The 21,742-nt window shown below is 45.4% G+C and carries 7 protein-coding genes; all 7 read right to left on the bottom strand.

All coding sequences use genetic code 11. The features are described from left to right. The coding region (locus ICE90_RS08545) for an autotransporter-associated beta strand repeat-containing protein (protein WP_216192005.1) at positions 1 to 12,439 on the bottom strand (12,439 nt) is incomplete at its 3' end. Between the two features lie 910 nt (positions 12,440 to 13,349). Further along, the gene (locus tag ICE90_RS08540) at positions 13,350 to 13,880 is read right to left on the bottom strand and encodes a hypothetical protein (protein WP_216192002.1); all 531 of its coding nucleotides are present in this window, start codon (positions 13,878 to 13,880) and stop codon (positions 13,350 to 13,352) included. Then, positions 13,877 to 14,722, bottom strand: coding sequence for a peptidylprolyl isomerase (locus tag ICE90_RS08535; RefSeq protein ID WP_216192001.1), 846 nt, complete (start codon positions 14,720 to 14,722; stop codon positions 13,877 to 13,879). Before ICE90_RS08535 ends, ICE90_RS08540 begins: the two co-directional genes overlap by 4 nt. 29 nt (positions 14,723 to 14,751) lie before the next feature. Then, positions 14,752 to 16,491, bottom strand: a complete 1,740-nt coding sequence (locus tag ICE90_RS08530) for a ShlB/FhaC/HecB family hemolysin secretion/activation protein (protein WP_216191999.1) — start codon at positions 16,489 to 16,491, stop codon at positions 14,752 to 14,754. A 70-nt stretch (positions 16,492 to 16,561) separates the two neighbouring features. Beyond that, positions 16,562 to 18,679 (bottom strand): HlyD family secretion protein, encoded by a 2,118-nt coding sequence (locus ICE90_RS08525; RefSeq protein WP_216191997.1) that lies wholly within the window; start codon positions 18,677 to 18,679, stop codon positions 16,562 to 16,564. A 3-nt stretch (positions 18,680 to 18,682) separates the two neighbouring features. Next, positions 18,683 to 20,245 (bottom strand): efflux RND transporter periplasmic adaptor subunit, encoded by a 1,563-nt coding sequence (locus ICE90_RS08520; protein ID WP_216191993.1) that lies wholly within the window; start codon positions 20,243 to 20,245, stop codon positions 18,683 to 18,685. Continuing rightward, positions 20,245 to 21,742 (bottom strand): SwmB domain-containing protein (locus ICE90_RS08515; RefSeq protein WP_255533339.1); only part of this gene is annotated, 1,498 nt, incomplete at its 5' end. The genes ICE90_RS08520 and ICE90_RS08515, both read right to left, overlap by 1 nt.

Genomic DNA, 21,742 nt, shown 5'->3' with positions numbered 1-21,742 from the left:
TGTTACCAAAGGTCTGAACACCTGAGGTGGTGATTGCTCCGCCGTTAATGGCTGTTGTACCAGTAGAAGCGTTCTGGATGAGTGAAGCGGCAGATACGGCAGCGCTAAAGGTGGTGGTGCCGGTAGAGGTCAGTGCAATAGCTGCTAACTTATTAGTACCGCCCACTACTCCAGTGAAGGTCTCGTTACCAGAGCCAGAAGTGATGGTCAGTGCATATGGGGTTGTGGAGGCGCTGTTCAGAGTTCCACTAAAGCTTACTGCTCCGTTACCAGAGCTAGCAGTGGTGTTTAGAGTGGTATCAGCACCCAAGGTGACATTGTTGCCAAAGGTCTGAACACCTGAGGTGGTGATTGCTCCGCCATTAATGGCTGTTGTGCCAGTCGCTGCATTTTGAACTACGGAAGCGGCAGTCACTGCAGCACTAAAGGTGGTGGTGCCAGTAGAGGTCAGTGCAATAGCCGCTAACTTATTAGTACCGCCCACTACTCCAGTGAAGGTCTCGTTACCAGAGCCAGAAGTGATGGTCAGTGCATATGGGGTTGTGGAGGCGCTATCTAAGGTACCTTTGAACCACACTGAGCCATTAGCTGATCCACCACTATTAGAACTCAATGTGGTATCAGCACCTAAGGTCACATTATTACCAAAGGTTTGTAGGCCAGAAGTTGTAATGGCCCCGCCGTTAATCGTGGTAGTTCCAGAAGATGCGTTTTGCACTAACGAGCCAGCAGTCACTGCAGCATTAAAGGAAGTTGAACCTGTCGAAGTTAATGAGAGTGCACCAAGAGGATTTACTCCACCAACAATACCGCTAAAGGTAATATCGCCACTGCCAGTAGAAATTGTTAAAGCTCTTGCTGTTGATGTTGAGCTATTAACTGCGCTACTAAATGACAAGGTAGTGTTGTTGGTGGTAATAGATCTTGCTGCACCAGAGATAGATACGGGCCCAGTCAAGGTCAGTGTTGCCGTACCGGTAGCAGTTAAGTCCCCACCAATATCAATTCCGCCCGAGCTACGCAACACCAATGAGTCAGATGTTGAATAGGCTGCTTTTAGATAAATTGCACCGCTCTGACTTGCGCCACCAACAGTTACGCTTGTAAAGCTTGTTCCTAACAGGTTGAGCATTGCAGTAGAAATATCTAAAGTGCCAGTACCAGTGCCGCCTAAATTGATTACGCGACTATTTGTTCCAGGATTTATAGTCAATGCGCCAGTACCACCGACAGCTGCTGTCCAGGACATCGTATTAGCAATCAAACTTAAATCGGTCACGCCGCTGATGGCAGAAGTACTTGAAATTGAACCAGTTCCTGCGTTTAGGCTGAGAGCTTTCCCTACCCCAGTAACGGCACCATTAAGTGTGATGTTGCCGTTACTTGCAGTCGTATTCAGGGTTGTACCGGCTGCAAGCGTAATTGCCTCCGTGCTACTACCTAGGGTGATAGAGCCGGTACCGGCAGAAGTTGCTGAGGTAGAAATGGTTCCAGCCAAAGTAATAGCGCTTGGCTGGGATACTGTAAATGCGCCAGTTGAGCTGCCGAAACTAAAAGTAGCGCTAGAGCTATTACCGAGAGTTAAAGCGCCAGTAGTTTCGAAAGCAGTTGTTGCGTTCGTACTGACAGCGTTATAGAAAGCGCCAATACTATTAACGGCACCAGTCATACTCAAGTTATATGCCGCACCAGAATCCATGCGCAATATAGAGCTAGCAAATGATCCTGTAATACTGACATCACCAGTTGTCTTGTTAAGCCATACGGTATTGATATTTGTACCGATCGCTCCATTGACCGTCACAGTACCACCAGTACTAAAGGTCACATTAGCACTTCCAGCAACTGGTCCGGTCACACCACCAGAGGTGATATTTTCTGTACCGTTATCACCCACAGTCAGAGTCAAGCCATTATTAATAGCGATGGCACCAATTGCGAGTGGGCCAGTAGTTGCGCTGATCCGCAGACTATTGGTAATGGTATTGCTACGATTGGCACCCAAATCCAGTGTTCCATAAACGCTTACACCAGCACTTAATGTATTTGCTCCTGAACCAGTCAGCGTCAATGAGGATAGTGCCACAGCAGACATTCCGTCGGCTGATGTACCCGTAGCGCCCAATGCAATAGTTCCACTACCGGCATTCAGGGTTAAGCCAAAAGCAGTATTAGTAGTGCCCAGGGTGATGTTGCCATTACCTAAGCTATTGGTTGTAGTAATAATGCGATCGTGAGCAAAGGATGTTGTTCTAGAAGTACCTTTGAGATCAACTGCCCCACTCGTCTGAATATCTCCATTAAGCGTATTGGCGCCAGTACCTTGAAGAGTCAATGTAGTTAAAGGGGTATTTGCACCAATTGCACCAAGCGTAATTGCGCCAGCGCCGTTAGATACAATTAAACCATATGCACCATCAACTGCACCTAGCGAAATATTGCTAGCGCCACTCGAAGTCAGAGTGCTTGCATTTGTGAGAGTGATTGCACCACCGTAGGTTTGCGAGCCAGAGGTTGTGACGTTTGCTCCTAATGAAGTAGTGCCGCCAACTGATAGGCTAGATAAACCTGTAATTGCTGAATTAATTTGCGCATTGTTGGTAATAGTTAGAGCATGACTATTACCAGTCATGCCTAAGGTAATCGTATTGCTACCCGTCAAGGTTGTATCTGTACCTAGTGCAACTGGGTTGCCAAAGTTGATATTGCCCGTGGCGCTTATCAAGCCACCTGAAATCGTAACAGCTGGTGTGCCGCCCGTTGCGGTAGTAGTGAATGAGCTCAACGGAGTTGTTCCACCCACAGCTCCTGCAAAAGTAAGGCCACCTGTACTGTTTGTAGATGCGGTTAGATTAGCAGCACCATCAATGCTTCCATTGATAGTGACAGCACCTGTATTGGCAATTAAAGCATCTGCCGCCAAGGTAATGGCACCATTAACAGTAGCTGAGCTAGCGCTTGAGTTGTATAAGGCGCCGCTAGAACTAATACCGGTTCCGGAAAGAGTTAACGCATTATCTAATGAATGGCCATTCAGATTAATTGCCGCTCCACTAGCTACTGTTGCGCTTCCAGTACCCAGCGCTCCACTCACCAAAATACCACTGCTGCTAACGGCATCCACACCAATAATCAAGGATCCAGAATTAACACTAGTGCCACCACTATAGGTATTCGCACCCACTAAGGTGATCGCATTGCTACCCGACTGGATCAGACTTCCAAGACCAGTAATAGTGCCGGCATAACTGGAGTTAACAGCCCCGTTTAGGGTCAAGGCAACTGCTGCTGGTGTTCCAGATAAATTGGACAGGCTGAGCACCGCACCAGATGTGGTTCCAGCAAGACCCGAAAGATTCAAAGTGGTAATACCTGCCGCAACGTTGACAGTAGCATTATTAGTCAGAACACCTGTACCAAATGCCCCTGCATCACCCGCAATCAATGTGCCGCCGCTTACAGTAGTGCCACCACTATAGGTATTGGTATTAGCCAGCGTGAGTGATCCGCTACCATTTTGAACTAGTGCAACTGTTCCTGATCCGTTTTGGATAACACCTGAATAAGTGCTTGTAGCATTGCCACTGCCGACAGTTAAGGTTGCATTTCCGCTAACAGTAGAAGTAACAACGCCACTACTAGCTCCAGCTAATGAGGCTAAGTTTGCTGAGTAGCCATTTAGATCAAGAGTACCGTTGACGGTTACCGCAGAGCTACCAGTAGCGCTAGTATTACCCAGTTGCAAGGTAGAGCCAGAATTAATGGTAGTTGTACCTTGATAACTATTGCTGCCAGATAAGCTTACTTGCCCAGAGCCCGTAACTGCAACAGATCCGCTACCTGAAATAGTAGAAGTAAATGTCGTAGCAGTTGTATTGGCAAAACTCAGAGTGCCATTAGCAGTAACACCGACAGCACTGGTTGGGGCTGAGCTCAGGATGGTGTTGTCATAGCTTACGGTTTTGCCAGACGGAATGACCACTGTTGCCACGTTAGCAAAGGTTGGCACTGCACCAGTGATATTCGCACCACCAATGCTACTAGTCACGGTCCAGTTAGCACCGGAGGACCATGCCCCACCCGATGTGCCGGTATAGGTGACTGAGGATTGCTGAGTAATACCAGCAGATACGGTGCCACCTGTCAGGGTGTAGTTGGAATTACTTAAGGCAAACGTATTAGAAGTAAAGGCAGTTGATGTTCCAACGTTTACATTACTTACAGCTGCAGAGCCTGATGTGATCGTTGGTGCCGACTGGCTCAATACCATGCCAGTTAAGGTATAGGGGTTAGCATTAGTGAAGGCGCCTGATCCGTCATAGGCTTTACTAATCGCAATATTGAGAGTTGCTGGGTTGACTGTAAAGTTTGGAGCATTCCCGCTAAAGAAGGTGTAACCCGCCAATGTGAGACTTGGCGTTAAAGATAAAGAATAGGTATTGGCAGCAAGTGACTGTGTGAGCGCTGTAGAAATGGCAATAGTTCCAGTAAGGCCACTACTATTCACTGAGACTGAAGTAGCTCCAGCAGTAAATGTCTGTACACCGTTTAAAGCAGAAATACCAGACAAGACTGTTGGCACATAGCTAGCACCATAGGATGTTGGGCTGGTTGAATACCAGTACTGTAGGCTCGAAGCAGTACCGTAAGTTCCAGTTTGTAAGTCAACAATATCAAGATAGATATTCGCAGACAAACGATAGATTGCGTTATATCCTGCAGAGCTTGGTTGAGTGGAGATTCCAGATCCACCGGTAATACTATTGGCTGATTGCGCCAAAATATAAGTATTAAGACCAGTGCTATTTGCTATAGAGCCAGAATAGAAATCAGCAATACCATGAGCACCAATCGTAAATGTTGGCGAACCACTCAAAACAATATTATAGGTATCGTTTGCAATAGCACTGCTAGTTCCAGCAGCTAGCAATAAGGCTGGGGATGCAGCAACTGCGGATGTGCTGGAGGTGCTGACATTCTGAGAAATTGTCAGATTACCTGAGCTTGTTTGGACATTGATAGCGCCCGTTGAGGTAAGTCCGTTATACGTATTGGCGCCTACCGTAACCGTTCCAATAGTGAGTGCTGCGCTATTGGCAATAGTGATAGCGCCAACTCCTAAAGAGGCGCTGCTCGAAGCAATTGTGCTGAGGGTATTTCCAGAATTATTCAGGGTGATAGCTTTTGTGCCCACTAATGCTAAGCCATAAGCAGAACTATCAGCAACGGCACCAGTTACAGTAATCGCTCCAGATGAACTACCAATTGCGCTTGCGCTAGCTAAAGTGATTGAACCAGCATAAGTGGCAGTAGATGAACTCGAGTTCGTCAGAGCCCCCGCTCCGTTATTACCGCCACCATTGAGGGTTAAGGTATTTGTATTGGTTAGGGTTTGCCCATACAAATCCAGGGTTGCGCCGGATTTGACGTTAATCGGTCCTGATGAGCCAAGGGCAGAAGCATTGCTTAACTTAATGACGCCACTGTTTATAACACTTCCGCCATCAATAACATTGGACTGACTCAATACAAATGTAGATGATGATAGCGCTCCATTGAACTGAAAGACACCGCCAGAACCAGTGGTGATGGTCCCCGTCTGAGAGCCAGATGATGCGCCGATAGTGATGTTACCGTTTGAATTGCTACCAGTTGATTTCAAGGAAGCATTGACTGCAACTGCAGCGCCATAAATATTGATTGGCCCAGCTATGCTGGTGGAGGAACCAATCGTAACGTTTTGATTATTCGTTGATTTTCCAATTGTTAAACCGGATAAATTGGAACCCAAAGTCAAGCCGCTAACGGGCCAGGTTAGCGCCGAATTAAAACTATTGTCAGTAGACTGAATAGTCAAAGTGCCAGAACTTGCAACGTTACCATTCCAGCCAGAGGAGGCGCCAGCATTCACCACAATTGCATTTGCATTGAGACTAATGTCGCTTGAGCTCGCAGCCATCGATACACCGCCAACTGTAACAGCGGCTTGACCTATGGTTACCGCATTATTTGTTAGTGTGCGACCACCCATTGAGATTCCATAAGTACTTGCATTACCGTAACCATTTAAGTTAATTGCACCGCTAGTTGACAGAATTTGAGCATTATTGATGTCAATACCATCTCCGTAACCAACGGAATTTCCAATAGTTGCAGCTGTACCCTTACCAGTTAGGGTAATTCCACCACCGTTAGTAGCGGCAATGGTTGTTCCCTGGCCTGCCGAACCATTGTCATAGTAAATCATGATTCCACTAGAACCAGTAGTGCTACTTGCACTTGAGTCACCGATCAGCTTAATCGCATCAGCAGTAGCATTAGAGGAAATAATCGATGTCGTGGCGCCATCACCATTCGCATTAAGATGAATACCATAGGCGTAGGTATTACTTGCTGCAGTGACACTGGTTTTGCCTGAGATATAAATAGTGCCTTGACCAGAATTAATAGTGCCGCCCGCAATGGCAACACCATCCATATTATTCAGAACGCCATAATTAGAAGCGCCCTGGCCTTGAATAATGATATTGCCACCGCCCGAATACATGGCCAGCCCACTCAAGAAGCTGATGCCCATGTCATACCAACCGGTACCGCCAGTAGGTTGAGTAGATACACCAATCGCATAACCCCCTGGCATACCACTACCATTATCGGCGCCACCTGCAAAGGTAATGACCCCTCCGCCACTTAAGTTATTTAAGGTTGAGCCACTTCCAGCGGAATTAAATGTATTGTTACTGCCGATTTCAATATTTCCGGCCGTTGAATTTCCTGAATTTGCCCAGAAAGTAATTGGTGCTTTATTTGTTTGGAATGTGAGACTGTTTGCGGTCAGAATATTACCGGTAGCCTTAGCCACTAGACCATTACCTGAACCAGTAATAGTCACGTCGTTATTAAAGGTAACATCTCCAGCCACTGCATTCAGCGTTAACGCCCCAGGAGTAGACACATTCGTGCTTGTGTAGACATAACCATCAGCAAGGACTATTGGTCCATTAATCGAAATTGCTGAATTGACCTGGATAAAGGCTGACGAAGGCATGGTGGTGCCGCTCACTGACGCAGCTCCAATCGTCAAGCCAGTTAAATTATTACCTGTTGCAAAATTCCACCAACTGGTAGAAATACTCTGTGCTGAAGCAGCGGTGACCGGTAATATTGCTAGTGTTCCGGAATTATAAAAATCAAATGCAGTACCGGCATTGTTACCGTTACCGTTAGTCCACCAACTCCAAGCATCGAATTGGACTTTTACATTACTACTTGAACTTGCTACAGCGGCCGCTGCCGATCCTAGTGCAGTAGTAACAGCCGTTACACCTGATGCACCAATATTAAGAAGACCCGCGCCAGAGCCGGCAATGAGTAATTTCCCACCAGCTGTAGTTCCAATTAAGTTAATTGGTCCTGAATTCGCAAGGATGTAATTGGTTCCATAAAAATAGACATCGTTTCCGTATACAGCGGTATTACGTGTACCCTGAATAGTGACACCTCCACCAGCACCAGTGGCCGCAATAACAGTATTTCCTGCTGAATGGAAAATGACTCCACCAGACCAGCTAGCGTTAGTTGCATTCGCAGCGTTTCCAATAATTTGAATGGCGCTAGAGGTGGTGTTTGCGGAGGTAATGGTTTGTGTATAAGAGCCATTACCGTAGGTAAATAAAATACCGGAGGTATAGTCGCCCGAATTAGTGGATTGACCAATACCATTAATATAGATCGAGCCCGTACCACTATTAATAGCAAGGTTTTGATCAAAGCCAACACCCCATGCACCAGAACCACTGCCTGAACTTGAGGTTCCGGACTTACCAAGAATGGAAATATTGCCGCCTGCAGTATTAAAGTTAGTTGTTCCAACAAAACGGACGCCCTCGGACTGACCTGAGGTTTTACCCTGCGCATAACCTGTGGCAGTTACAGTGCCATTACCGTTTTTGGTGAGTGTGCCACCGCCTATAAATAGGTTTCCACCAGAGGTATTGATCGTCAGCGCACCGCTATCGTAAACACCACCATTACCAGCTCCAGCAGAATCCGAGGCAAGTGTCACAACCCCATTATTTGTTTGGAATGTCTCTGTACCTGATAGGGACAGTGTGCCATAGGATTGAATAAAAATACTGGCACCAGTTGCAGTAGATGTAATGTTTGAATTCAGCACAACAGAACTGCCGTAAAAGCTAATGGGTCCGGCAATTGATATATCAGAGCTAACAGTGATAGCTTGATTGTTGGCAGAGCTAGTACCAATTTGTAGGCCGCCAACATTTGCAAAGTTATTAATAATTAGGTTGGCTACAGTACCAGTCGAAGTCCAATTTCCACTCGATAAAGCTCCACTCCATGTGAATGCATTGGAAGATGCATTCGAGTATGGTGCAATTGTTATTGAACCCGTGGCTCCATTAACGATCAGGTTGCTAAATACAAAGTCATTTGCAGTAAGGGAAATATTAGCCGAGGAGCTTGTAACCGCAGGTGTCACACCGTCAATTGGGGTCGAGTTTTGTCTTACACCAAGATAAACGTTGCCATTTAGTTTTAGACTTTGGTTTGCTGTTGGACTATACCCAGCCAGAGTAATTGTCCCAGCACCAGAAAGTATTTGACTCGTTTGCCCCGATCCAGTGTTAGCTAAAAATATTCCATATCCACCGGCCGTATTATTTCCAGTAATACTAACCCCGCCGCCAGTGCTGCTAGTTGATTGAATTAATACATTACCTGCAGTATTGTTTGACCACCATGTACCCATGTAGCCGTTAGATGATGTTTCCCCGTAGATCGTAATAGCATTGTTAGATCCAGAGTATGAAGATGAAATTACAAAATTAGGCTGCCCCCCAAAAGTAAGCTCAATACCATGACCGGTAGACGAAACTCCGTTAAGGAATATTTGTCCGGACCCACTATCAATGACAAACGCAGTTTGAGAGGTAACGCCAGGGTAGCTATCACTACCACCAGTACGGCCATTAAGAGTGATGCTTCCGCCGCCACTCGATAGGCTAATGCTTGAACCTGTTCCCGCCCTAGGTCCAATAGTAAGTCCACCATAAGTTGATCCGGAGGCTCCGTTATATGCATAGCCGACCGGTATGCCGTCACCACCTGTGTCAGACCCACCGGCTAGAGTGATATTTCCGCCATTTGTTTTAATCGATGAGCCCGCATCTAAAAAGATATATGAAGCTGTAGTGCCGGAAGTAACATTTCCGGTATTAGTCCAAAAAATTACATTTAATTTATGAGTATTACTGTTTTGTGTAGCGTCAATCGTTACCCCTGCATTGAGATTAATGCTTCCTGCCGCCTTGATAGTTAAAGTTGCATCGCTACTCATTGCTCCAGGAATAATGCTACCTTTTATGTTGATATCACCATTGCCACTACCGGTAGATCCAGTTGTATAGACAATGACATTATTTCCTCCAGCCAAGGCAGCGGCAATTGTTGTTGCATCGAAATTGGCTGTAGCATTATTAGAGTAGTACTGGTAGGTCAGCCCCGGATTTGTTGACCAATAGCCGCAGCACGAACCTGCTGCAACAAAGTCGGCATGCGTCAGGATATTCAAATCTTGAGGATCTATTAGCCAATTGCCACCTTTTCCTGCATTGATTGTTGCGCCAAGCTTTAAATAGTGGCCAGAGGTTTCAACAAAACCACCCGCCGTCGTATTACTTAGGTTGGTTTGAGATGCATTAATAGTGGTTAATTCATCTAGGCTCGTATAAATAGAAAACGGCAATGTGCTGTTGTTAGCATCATTGCCGATTAGGATTGTTCCGCCTTGAATAAAACCACTCGCTTCTACTGTTGTACCTGAGAGAATGGTTTGATTGAAAGCTGAAATACCAACGCTACCACCGCGACCATTGCCGCCATTGACCTGAATGAGTGAGTCAAAGAGACTTAAATTACCCGCACGAGAGAGGATTCGGATGCTGCCGCCATCCGTTGTACCGTTTGCATACAAACCACTATTGACAATAACTGAATATTGTGAAACATCAATAGATATAGTGCCTCCAGGGCCGTTCGAACCATTGGACTGAATCGTGGCACCGCCATCAAATTGGGCATTATTTGCAGCAAGCGCAAAAGAGCCACCGTTTGCGCCATTGGCGCTGATCGCTCCTGAGAGGTGTACATCACTAGTTGTCAGAGCGATTACACCACCGGGGCCATTGTTGCCATTGGCCTGAATCAGGGACCCGCTTTGGGCGTTTAATGCTTGAGCAGTCAAGTTGATATAGCCACCGGTAGTGCCGTTGGCCTTGATTTCTGCAGTGCTGTAGAGATCAATCTCCCTAACGGCAGTCAGATTGATCACATTGGTCTGATTATTGGCAGTAATTGGGGCGCTGATGGTCGCATCATTAGCGGCAGTTGTTGAGTACACAACATCCAGTGCAGTTGTGGCGTTATTTTGGGCCGTCAAGAACGTAGGCAGGTCTTCCTTACGAATAATATTGCCGTTATACGTTACTGATGTATTGGTATTTGTGTTGCTGTTTGTATTTGTATTTGTATTTGTATTTGTATTTGTTGCAACATTTAAACCACCAGAAACATAGATTGCTTGTGCAAGCAATTGAATCGCTGCACCCAGTGTTGTTGAGCTCACAGCATTGATGTTTCCGTTTGCATAAACACTTTGTGCTTGCACAGTCACTTGCGTTGCAGTGATGGTTGTACCAACATTCAAATACGCGATCGAACTACTGATGATCACATTTAAATTTTGACCAGAAATATCTGCATTGAGATTAAAAATTCCAGACGAGCTTAATGTCAATGTTGTTTGTGTATTGCCTTGCTTCAAAATATTTGCGCCACTAGCAATTGTCAAGCTACCGCTACCGTTTTGAGTACAGCTGCCAAGGCTTGGGCAGACATTGCCATTCACGGCAATGCTGACGTTATTGCTTGAGAGTGCAGTTGAAATGACATTCGCTGATGCGCTATCAATGGTGAGATCAATTGGATCTAATAACCATGTTCCAGACTTACCATTACTTGCACTTGTGTTGACGACAACAGTTGGCGCTAAGCTCACCTGCCCTTTAGAGCTAGTCTCTATAAAACCACCGTTACCAGAGAGAGCGCCGCCCAATGCTTTTAGTGTGCCAGCCACTGAAGTGCTTAGCTGTGACCAAATAGCAATGATGCCGCCGTTACCCGCTTGTGTGGCAGAAGCATTGACCATCGCACCTTGGGCAACCGTCACTGTCTTCGCTAACAGCTTGTTATTTGCAGCAGTATTGGCATTAGCCTTGGTAAAAGCTTGGGCTTGTGCATTGCTTAACTGACTAGGCACTTGCGCATTAACTTGCGCACCACCGGAAACTTGGGTTGCCGCTAAACCAACATTAACTTGTCCGCCACCAGCATTTCCGGTAGCGGTTGTCTTGGACCCGCTAGCCAAAGTGATATTTTTGCCAACAACATTGACCTGACCACCAACACCACCCTGTCCGTTGCCATTGGCAGCAACGGCGCCTGCCTGAGTCACGGTATTGGCCACCAATTCAATGACACCGCCGTTATTGACTGCTGAGGAGGCGGAGATTCGGCCAGTGTTCCTAACCACAGATGCCATCAACCTATTTGCTGCACCTGCAGCAACAACGATCAAACCGCCTGGAACCTCAATAATTCGCTTATTTTCAATTAATCCCTGGTAAACGGAACGGTCCACGCTGACACTAATGAGGTGGTCTCCCCGGAAATCAAGGGTGATCTGTTTGCCGCTAGCCAGGGCGACCGTATTATCAGGGCCCATTTTGGCCAAAAGGTAGCCTTCGTTGCGCACTTCTGGGGCCAAAAGTGCGATGTATCCGTTAGGGTCATTTGTGCTGATTTTTCCCTCGTTTACAACCACCCCTTTTCCGTTGCCTTTGTAGGTGGATTTTCCATCCATAAAATCTTTATTGCCGATATCCATCGTCGTAGCCACGACACCGGCCGCATTCATTTCCCCACCCTTACTGATGGTCACGCCATTGGGATTCACGAGAACAACTTGTCCGTTTGCGTTAACAACGCCATCGACCATAGATTGCGTTACACCAGTGACGCGATTCAAAGTAACGGCGGAAGAATTTGGCTGATTGAAATTTACTGTTGAGTTTTTACCAACGTTAAAACTGTCCCAATTCACAACTGCACGCTGTGAAGTTTGATTGATATTCATCGTCGCAGAATTTGTATTTTGCGTCTGCGAAATAGTGGCATTTCCAGCGACAACTCTTCCACCAGTTGGAAGTGCATTTGGCGCTGTTTGAGCGATCGCAAAATTCAACTGGCTGAGTATCAAAAATCCGATAGTTGCGCGTGTGTTTTTCACGGCAAAAGTCCTCTTCGCTTTTGCAAAGAAAAATGACTTCATATCGAGAATTTTTGCTGCCAGTTTTTTCAAAAAAATATTTCTTAATACGATGCAATTGAATGCATAAAAATTGACCTACTAATCACTACTTTTTATTTGCTGCTGATTTCCCTGTAGCGCACTGTTTATATGGCTTAGAGAGTGATTAGGATACACAACAATGCGCTTTTAAGCTAACGTCAAATTAGGGGTATTTTTGGTGCAATTACGGCCTTGTAAGTTCAAGGGTTTGCGGGCGATGTGTTGATGAATGCCCAAAATCAGGGCATTAGACTTTTTTCACAAGGGGTCACTTTTGAATAAATTACCCCCTTCATAACCAGTAAATTGAGGTGATTTTTAGGGGGATTCTTGCTCATTTTGGGCTAATTTTTCTATCTTTTTGATCATTTTTTCTTCTCAATAATTGATGCTTTTTTCTCTATTTTTTTGCATCAGAGTGAAGTGAATTTTGTGAATAAAAGTTGTGAATTTAGAACCCAAAAAACTACCCCGTTGATAGCAAATTTGATGTCCTATTTAAGCCTCAAATCTGACCCTATTTGCGCTCGATTTTTTGGGTAATTTCTAGCCGAAAATTGACTATATAAAACGCCCCATCGATTGACTTTCGGGCAGACAAAAATGACCTATTTTTTGGGATATTTGAAGAACAGTTATTAAGGCCCTAATAAGAATTTCTCAAATGCTGTTTATTGCCTTAAAGACTTAATTTAGGCTGTGCTCGAAAGTACTTTTAGAGCATTTTTCAAGCTAAGGTATTACATTAAGTATGCAAAAAATAGCTCAAGATGTTTCATCTTTTACATGAGCTTTAATGTGTATCAAGCTATTCAATTTGATTCCTATGGCCAAAACCTCTGCACTACCGATCTAAAAAATAATCCTTTGTCAGCGTTGTACGCGAAAGAATTTAATCTATCGGAATGGTGTGCCGCAATTAAATCGCAATGTCTTTTAGAGTCGATTTTGGAGTATTTTCTAGAGGTGATTTTTGCTCTCTTAATTTGCTTTTTGCAGCCTCCAAAAGAGCCCTCTCAATCGCTGGTTTTGCCCCCACCAAACTGAACCTGGTAACCGCAAATGCACCCGACTGAAGTGCTACCGCAAAACCGATCATCTCCCCTGCCTGGGTAGCCTTTAAAACGGCATCAAACGGGTCCAGGATCTGGAATAAATTACCCCCAATCTGGGTGCATTCCATGCTTAAAGCAGTAGAAATGGTCTGACTATTCATCAATACGGAATACTTGATCCCCGGATCGCATTTAAGGGTCTGATGGAGGTAAAAAAGGCACTTTTCACCTGAGCAGAAGACTCCAAATGAGGAATTGGATTCATTGGCGGTATAAGCCTCATTGACTTGCCCATTGAGGTCTACAACCCAGTTTTGAGAGGCCAATTTCTCAGCCTGTGCCGATATTGCCAGCATGAGTGAACCCAAGGCTATAAGAGTCTTCAAGAGCTTCATTGCACAATCCTTGCATTAGCACGTAGGTTTTTGACGGTTTCGGCAACATACTGCTGAACAATGGCCTGACGTATCTGAGCTTTAGATTCCTCAAAGCTTGGGATCTTAAAGGCGCGCTTATCATCTAACTTCAAAATAACCCAGCCAGACTGGGTTTGAATAGGGGCCAAGGTAATGCCGCCCTTGGTTAGATTAGGGATAGCATTGGCCACCGCTGGTATCACCTGCCCCGGCAATACCCATCCCAATGAACCCCCTTGCGACTTGGTACCAGCATCAATTGAGTATTCTTGGGCCAACTTGCCAAATAACTCACCCTTCTGAATTCGACGGATGAGATCTAAGGCGTCAGTCTCATTAGAAACCAAAATTTGGCTCAAGCGGTATTGAGTACCATTACTACCCTCACCCATCAGTTTGCGTTGACGCTCATACTCTTCCCGCATTTTGGCGTCGGTAATAGGATCACTCCTAAAGTGATCTTCTAGATAAACTTGTAAAAGTAGGTTTTGTTTTAATTGGGCAATCTGATCTGGAAAATCAATCTCTTTTGCCAGACCTAATTTTGTCGCCTCTTGAGCAATGAGCTCCTTATTAATGAGGTCTTCCTTAATCGCTTGACGCAACTCAGGCGTGTCCTTCTGGCCCTGAGACGTCAAGGTTCGTATATTCAGATTGAGTAAGCCCTGAGTAATAGCCGAACCATTTACTGTAGCTACAAACTCATAATCAGATTTAGCGTCTGACTTCGCATCGGTCTTTGTATCTGCATGCGCAGCTCTAACACCAATAACTGAAATCAATGTTAATAGGCCGATCAGAAAATTCTTTTTAACTAACATTTGACTAGTAGCTCACCTAAATTAATTTATTAGAACTGATAACTTCCAGTAAACCAACCACGAGGATTGGTGGTCGTGCCATCCGTATTGACGGGTTGTCCTGTAGAGCTATAGAGAGGATTTTTGCCAATCTGCCAGGCAACCATTGCCCCGAGGTTCCAGCCCTCCCAATCCCACTTAACTCCAAATCCAGCGCCCTGAAGAGAATAAAAATTGTTGGCGTTTGTCAGGCCCTGCCAGTTGGGATAGGTATTTTTGTATTGCTGAACTAATCCAAGGTCATAAAACGCGGTGCCAGTAATCCGCCCTGGAAATTGATGGCGCAACTCTGCAGTAGCAATACCCCCTTGTGAGCCACCACCCTGTGCCACTGGATACGCACGCACAGCGTAAGGACCACCCATATAGATTTGCTCGGCTGAATTTAAGTTCACAGTCGACAATTGGCCGGTCACGCCAACATACGCAGAAGTTTCACCACCCTCACTTAATTGCTGCGTACGATTTCCAGAGAAATTAAATTTTGTAAAGTTGGCTGGCGTGTACTGACCGTAACCCTGCAAACTCGTCGCCATGATATCAAGATAGCCGTGTACAACCGACACAGAGCCTGTGCTAACGCCACCACCGCCAAAACTATCATAATGATTACCCGACAATCCAAGCGTGGCGTTGTTGATGTTGTAGCTACTCATTGTTTGCATGGTCAATAAGTTTTTGTTCATGTAACTTTTGACATCGTAATTGGCATTAATGTTTACGTTTGTACCTTGCTCTCGTATCAAGGGATAGGCAAGAGATGCGCCCGTAGTCCAAGCATCACCATATCCTGCGCTAGCACTCTGAGCATAGTTACTGACGTTCTTATAGTTCAGGTAAGTACCAGATACGCCTAGACGCAAACCATCTGGAGAAACTGGCAATGAATAAGCGCCCTGCACATACTGGGAGCCCTCGGAGTAAATACCATTTATAGATACCTGATCGCCAATACCTAAAGGATTGATGCCATTCAAGACAACCACCCCTTGGTTTGCACCGGTAGTTCTACTGCCGTAGTTATTCGCCTCAACCTTGCCTTGATACCACTGCGGCTCAGTCAGCTGTAGTCTTAATGCGGTGTCGCCATCCTGATCGCCTGGCTCTAGCTGACTTGCAACAATGACACCTGGGGTCTCGTTCAAAATTAACAAGGCACGTTCAACTGCCTTTGTATTTAATGGCTGACCAATTGGATTTGCATAGGTAATATATTCAGCAGCTCGGTCTTTGCCAAAGCGTGTTGAACCATTTGGAGTGTCCACCATTACGCTACTGAGCTTTGCTTCTGTCACCAAAATTTTGACTATGCCATTAGCAATTTTTTGTGGGGGCAAAATAGCTTGAACGGTATAGCCACTTTTGCGATAGAAATCCATGACTGCATTACAAGCATTTTGCAAGTCATCGAAATTAACAGGTCGTCCTACCCAGGCTTTCAGCACTTCTTGCACGCTTGCCTCTGGCAGCAAATTAACTCCCTCTAAGACGAAAGATTTCACCTCAAAGGTGACCTCACCTTGGCTTGGTTGAGTTTGACGTAACGGTTCTTTTGCCGTTGGTTCAGGCAATGCTAACGGCGAAGGCATTGGCAACTGCTTTTCTAAACCCTGTTGCAGGGCTCCAGCGTCTACCTGGGCAAATACAACTGACGGGAAAACACCAAATACGGTTGCAAAAATGGCAAGTGGGCCAATTTGCTTAAAAAACATCTGTCGCAAGTTATTCATGAAATGGAGGTAAAGGATCTAAGTGAATCAATAAATGATTGATTTTATAGATAATTTTTGACTAATGCTGTTAAAAACCCGCCTCACGCACAAATGTTGCTAAGCCGCCACGTAACACGTCACCCAGGACTGACTTGGGCCAAGCAAAGATAGTGACAGCACCGCGGAGGTATCCGGTAGATATCTTCCCTGGGTTCCCATCAACCTTCAAGCGGACTCGATAGATGGATCGCTCAGGAATAGATTTACTGCCTTGCTGTCTGACCAATACTTGGCCGCCAGCTGAAGAGGCCAAGGAACCATCTAACAAGCTTTTACTGGCGTCTCGATCTATAGCGATGACGCTTAAACCCACAGACCCCAAACCAGGCGCTTCAGGCACAAACCTACCCCAGTTACCCAAGTCAATACGGTGCAGGTCTGATTCATCGATATAACAATCAACCACCCAGTGCTCATCATCAATCAGCGTTACTAATTGCATTCCCTTGGGAACCCATTCACCAACAAATAGATCAGGCTCAACATCAACAATCGATCCTGAAAAAGGTGCCGTAGCATAAAGACGACTACGTTCTGCTTCGAGACCTTTTAATTCTTCTGTGGCTGACTGAAGCTGATCACGAAAAATGGGTTGCTGCGTGATTGTGTCCGCAGAAAAACCAGCCGCTCCAAACTGTTTTGTAAGGGTTTGAACTTTAGCTCGCGCTTTCAGCAATTTGACGTCCAACTCAGGGGAGTCCAATTTCATAATCAACTCACCAGTTTTAATATTGCTTGCGATTGGGGGTGGTAAAACCAATACCTGAGCAGCCTGGAAGGCGATGACTGAAAAGCTTCTTTCTGGCTTTAGCATGCCTTGAGTGTTAATGGTCACATCATAGGGAATGACAATTAAACCTAATAAAATAAGCGATACGTAATAGGCTGGCCGATGACGCACTACCGGCCCAATTTCAGGCCAACGTTTCTTCCAAACAATGAATTCATTCCAAATAGGTCTAGTTAAAAAATACCAAAGTTCTACGCCAAAAAGAATAATGCCTAAGGCTTTAAAGAAGTAGTGATAAACCAATAAAGCAATACCAAAAAATACCACCAAGCGATAAACCCAAGTAATAAAAGCAAATAGCAAAATAAAGGTTTCATACTTTGGTGAAAATTCTTCAGGCTTAGGGTCACCCAAATGAAATAATTTTTCACGCAGCCACCATCGAGCATATCCAAAGCTCCTGGCGTGAAGATTTGGAATGCCTACTGCATCACATAAGAGGAAATAACCATCAAAGCGCATAAAAGGACTGGCATTTACAGCAAAGGTTGCCACCAAAGAAGTGGTGGCCACAAAAAAGCAAACCCCCCGCAGTGCGCCATCAGGCATGAGTGTCCAGGCCAATAAAGCCCAGGCCGCTAATATGATTTCCGTCATAATTCCAGCGCCAGCAATTACTAAACGCTTGTGATGAGAATTGAGCTTCCATGACTCAGTCACATCCGTATAAGCAACTGGCATCATCACAAGGAATGCAACACCCATTGTAGGAACCCGACAGCCAAAGCGTTTTGCAGTTAAGGCATGACCGAGTTCATGCAAGATTTTGATCAGCAGTAATGCGGTGGAATACCCGATCAAACCATCCCAACTAAACGTATCTACTAAAGTTGCACTAAATAACTGCCACTGCCTAAATACACCCCACAAACCCAATAAGAACGCACAAGCTGTTACCTTGAAGAACAGGGGGCTATATAAGAATTGGAGCTGTCCTAAGGCTTTACCTAGGTATTTATCAGGCTTAAAGAGGGGCACTCTAAAAAATAAATAGCCATGCAAAAGATGTTGAAAAATACCCTTCTCTCGAGCATTATTTTTAGCACTTAGCCAGGATGTACCGGCAAAGTCGTTGCGTTGAACGAGCTCGTTCTCTTCTAAAAACTGGAGAACTACTCCGATAGACTCTTCATCAACATGCAATGTAGTGCCATCATTAATCGCTTCAGCAATTTGCGCTGCATTACCCATCTTGATGCGGGAAATCGCTTCAAAGGCAATCCAATCTAAAGAGAAGTACTGGTTTCGCGCAGGATCATGTAATGTCCAGGTAGGCGCTCCGGAAGGATCTGCCGGTCCAGCATGAATAGTCAGGTCTTCGCGCAGACTAGGCCACGGTTTCTCCTGGCTAAACATGAATTACAGGCCTAGATACTGACGTACAAATGCGATTGGCTTACGCAGCACCCAATAGGACAAGGGTACAAATTGTCCAGAGACTCTTGCGGTACCTTTTAATCCTATTCGAGCTGGTGACTCACCAGAATCGATAGTAGCCCTTAAACGATAGGCATAAGTGCCATCGGGGCACTGCATTGCCTCATGACCTAGATAGCGCATCTTGGCATCTATCGGGGATAAAGGGCTAGCATTTAAATAGAGGGTTACAGAAGCTTCATCTGGCAGCTGGATTGCTTCATTTAGCGGTATCCAAGCTTCAATTTCTGATTGGTTTTCATTTGCAATCACCATAATCTTTTCACCCGCAACTACTGGTTTGCCAATCCACTCTGAAGGCTCATCAAAAAGTGCTACACCAGCTCTTGGGGCCTTGATTTGCGCCTTGGCCAATAATTCTTTGAGATAGTCAGCTTCTAAGCGCTTTTCGGTTGCCTTGCCCTCTTGTGGCACTAACAGCCCACGGCTCTTCGAATCAGATAAGGACTGAAGTGAGCTTTGACGATATTCTGTGGTGGCAATTTGCATCTCTTGCTGAGCAACCTGCAAGCGACTATTCAAAGAAGTGAGATCTAACTTGAATAAAGGCTGCCCTTCCACAACTTTTTGATTGGGGGTGACAAAAAACTCATCGACTACACCTTCGATGGGTACTCGAATGATGGCAGGATTAGCGGGAACAAGTTCTGCTGGCGCCAATATTGTTAGGCGCACCGGAAATAGTATCGCAATCCAAATAAGCCATTTGATGCGACGCTTTTTATCCTGCCAAATTGCCTTGATTTCCGACTTAATAGCTTCGAAGGTCCCGTGCAGTCCTTTTGCTTTCAAAAAAGATAAGGTGGATTTAATTTTTCCACCGATAAACTGCATACCTTTTTTAATCAGACCAAGCCAGGTGCTTGGCTTTTTAACGACATTATGAACAACATCATCAATACCAACGCTTAAGTCGTTGTGATATTTTTTTATCTCTTCCTGGCCTGGAAGCACGGCGGAAAACTTCAACCACCACTTGCTCAGCTCGCCATGGATTGTTGGTGCATGTAATTTAATCCAGGCATGGGACCAAATATCCATCCACTCAGCCAGCAAACCCATATCTTGCTCTTGCCAAAGATCTTCGCGGCAAAGTAAAAGGCCGGCCGAGAGATTTTCATTACCAATTGGCAGCCAAAGTGCCTGACTTGGCAAAGACTCACCCCACTCTGGCAAGTCTTCTGCTTCAATCATAGAAGGAGTTACAACAACCGGTTTCTCTTGAGCTGAAAGCGATTTACAAACCCGAGAAAGCCACAATATAAATGGAGAATTTCTATCTAATTGAGAAACGCTTGATTGACTCAGAACACCCTCTTCACTTACCCAAAAAGCGGCGAGTTGATATGGTGCAAGCGCATAAGTTTCATTCGTCAGAATGAATTGGAGTGACGCTGCGCTTTCAGCATGCCGCGCACGCCGCGCTAGATCTAAAAGAACTAGTACTGGCGGTTTTTGCTGAGGTTGCGCTATGGATTCAGTCATTAAGCAACGAGACGCACAATCGATTCAATTTGAGCGGATAAAGGTGGTTTTCCAGTAAAGCTTTGTGGACGCGGTGCAAGAGGTTTGATTTTGAGATTTGTTTCTGCTTTATCGCCTTTACTATCGGTCGCCTGAACCTTAATATCCAACGGGGTCTGCATTTCTGCAGGTACATTAGCAGTCACCTTACCAGTTGCGCTATCAAACTTGACCCATGCTGGCAATGGTGCGCCATCTTTCTGAGTTGCAACTAAGGTCAAAGCACCATGGCCACCAGTAAAAGTGCCCCGCGGAAGGTCATAATTTACCTGGCCAGAAACAGTTGGAATGACGTCTGGAGGCGTCAAAGTATTGCGAAGTCCAGCTTGATTGCCCTGCTCAGACGCACTCTTATTTGGATCATTGTTAGCTTTTGCCTTAGATTCAGTATCCCCCGATTTCTCGGGAGCTTGTGGAGAGGCGACAGCTAAAGGAGCTGAACCTTTTAATGCGGTATTAGAGAGGGAAGCTCTAACAAACTGTGGCTTCCCAGCAAAGCCCTCTGAATCAAAATCCTTATCCTTAAGGTTCAAATCTGTATCTAGAGCTACCTCTAGAGGATCTGCTTGTAAGCTTGAATTATCAACAAAAGTAGGCGCGTATATACGCGATGCATTGAGCTCACCAGCAGTGACTGGAATTGTTGCGCTGACTGAGCTATACAGTACCGGGACACCAGGATCGTAAACATGTCCAACAGCTGGGTCACTATCGCCGAAGGCGTTATCAGTAATCGTAATTACAATTGCAGTAATGTGGCCGCCTGTAGTAACGAATTTCGCTCCATCTCCGCCGGAAACTCTTTGAGTAAAGTCATACCAACCGGCATGAGTAACTACATTACCATCTAAATTAGTCAAAGTAATGTTGGCTGCGGCATAGGAGTCAATTGTTGATTGCGAAATAAATTTCATATACCCATTGAAACCACCAGCAGCGACTCCAGCATGGGAAATATCAATCACAATTTGAATCTGTGTACCAGGTCTTGAAGGATTGGTATCAACCAGAACTGTCGAAGACGAAACGTTGAACTGCAATGGATCCCATGACGCAGTAGCAGGTTTCGTTCCATCCGTCATTCCGCCATTACTGACCGGATCTAATACAGCAATATTAGCCAATATAGCATTAGGATCAACGGCCACTACTGCTCCGGTATCACTCACCGTATTGGCAATCTGCATAGTGATCAGCGGTTTTGTGTCTAGGAGCACTCCATTTTGACCCAATACAAAATCGTCATGCGATATCCACGCTAGCACTGATGCAGCAGCCGGTGTATTGTTCGTAACAGCCTGACTGGTCAAAGCCAATGCTGCATTGCCAGCAATATCTTCGATCTTATTAACACCGGGGGTGTAGCTTACTAATACAGTATCAGTATTAAGTACGGCATTAGCCAGAGTTAAGGTCACTGTATGAGCGGTAGCGTCAACTACTACTGAAGATGGTGCC

It is taken from the genome of Polynucleobacter sp. AP-RePozz3-80-G7 (assembly GCF_018882145.1).
Classification (GTDB): Bacteria; Pseudomonadota; Gammaproteobacteria; order Burkholderiales; family Burkholderiaceae; genus Polynucleobacter.
This window is presented reverse-complemented; position numbering and strand designations above follow the sequence as displayed.

Bases quoted from the DNA above. Each gene is read 5' to 3' on its own strand.
- ICE90_RS08540 (WP_216192002.1), bottom strand. From the start codon at position 13,880: ATGAAGCTCTTGAAGACTCTTATAGCCTTGGGTTCACTCATGCTGGCA.
- ICE90_RS08535 (WP_216192001.1), bottom strand. From the start codon at position 14,722: ATGTTAGTTAAAAAGAATTTTCTGATCGGCCTATTAACATTGATTTCA.
- ICE90_RS08530 (WP_216191999.1), bottom strand. From the start codon at position 16,491: ATGAATAACTTGCGACAGATGTTTTTTAAGCAAATTGGCCCACTTGCC.
- ICE90_RS08525 (WP_216191997.1), bottom strand. From the start codon at position 18,679: ATGTTTAGCCAGGAGAAACCGTGGCCTAGTCTGCGCGAAGACCTGACT.
- ICE90_RS08520 (WP_216191993.1), bottom strand. From the start codon at position 20,245: ATGACTGAATCCATAGCGCAACCTCAGCAAAAACCGCCAGTACTAGTT.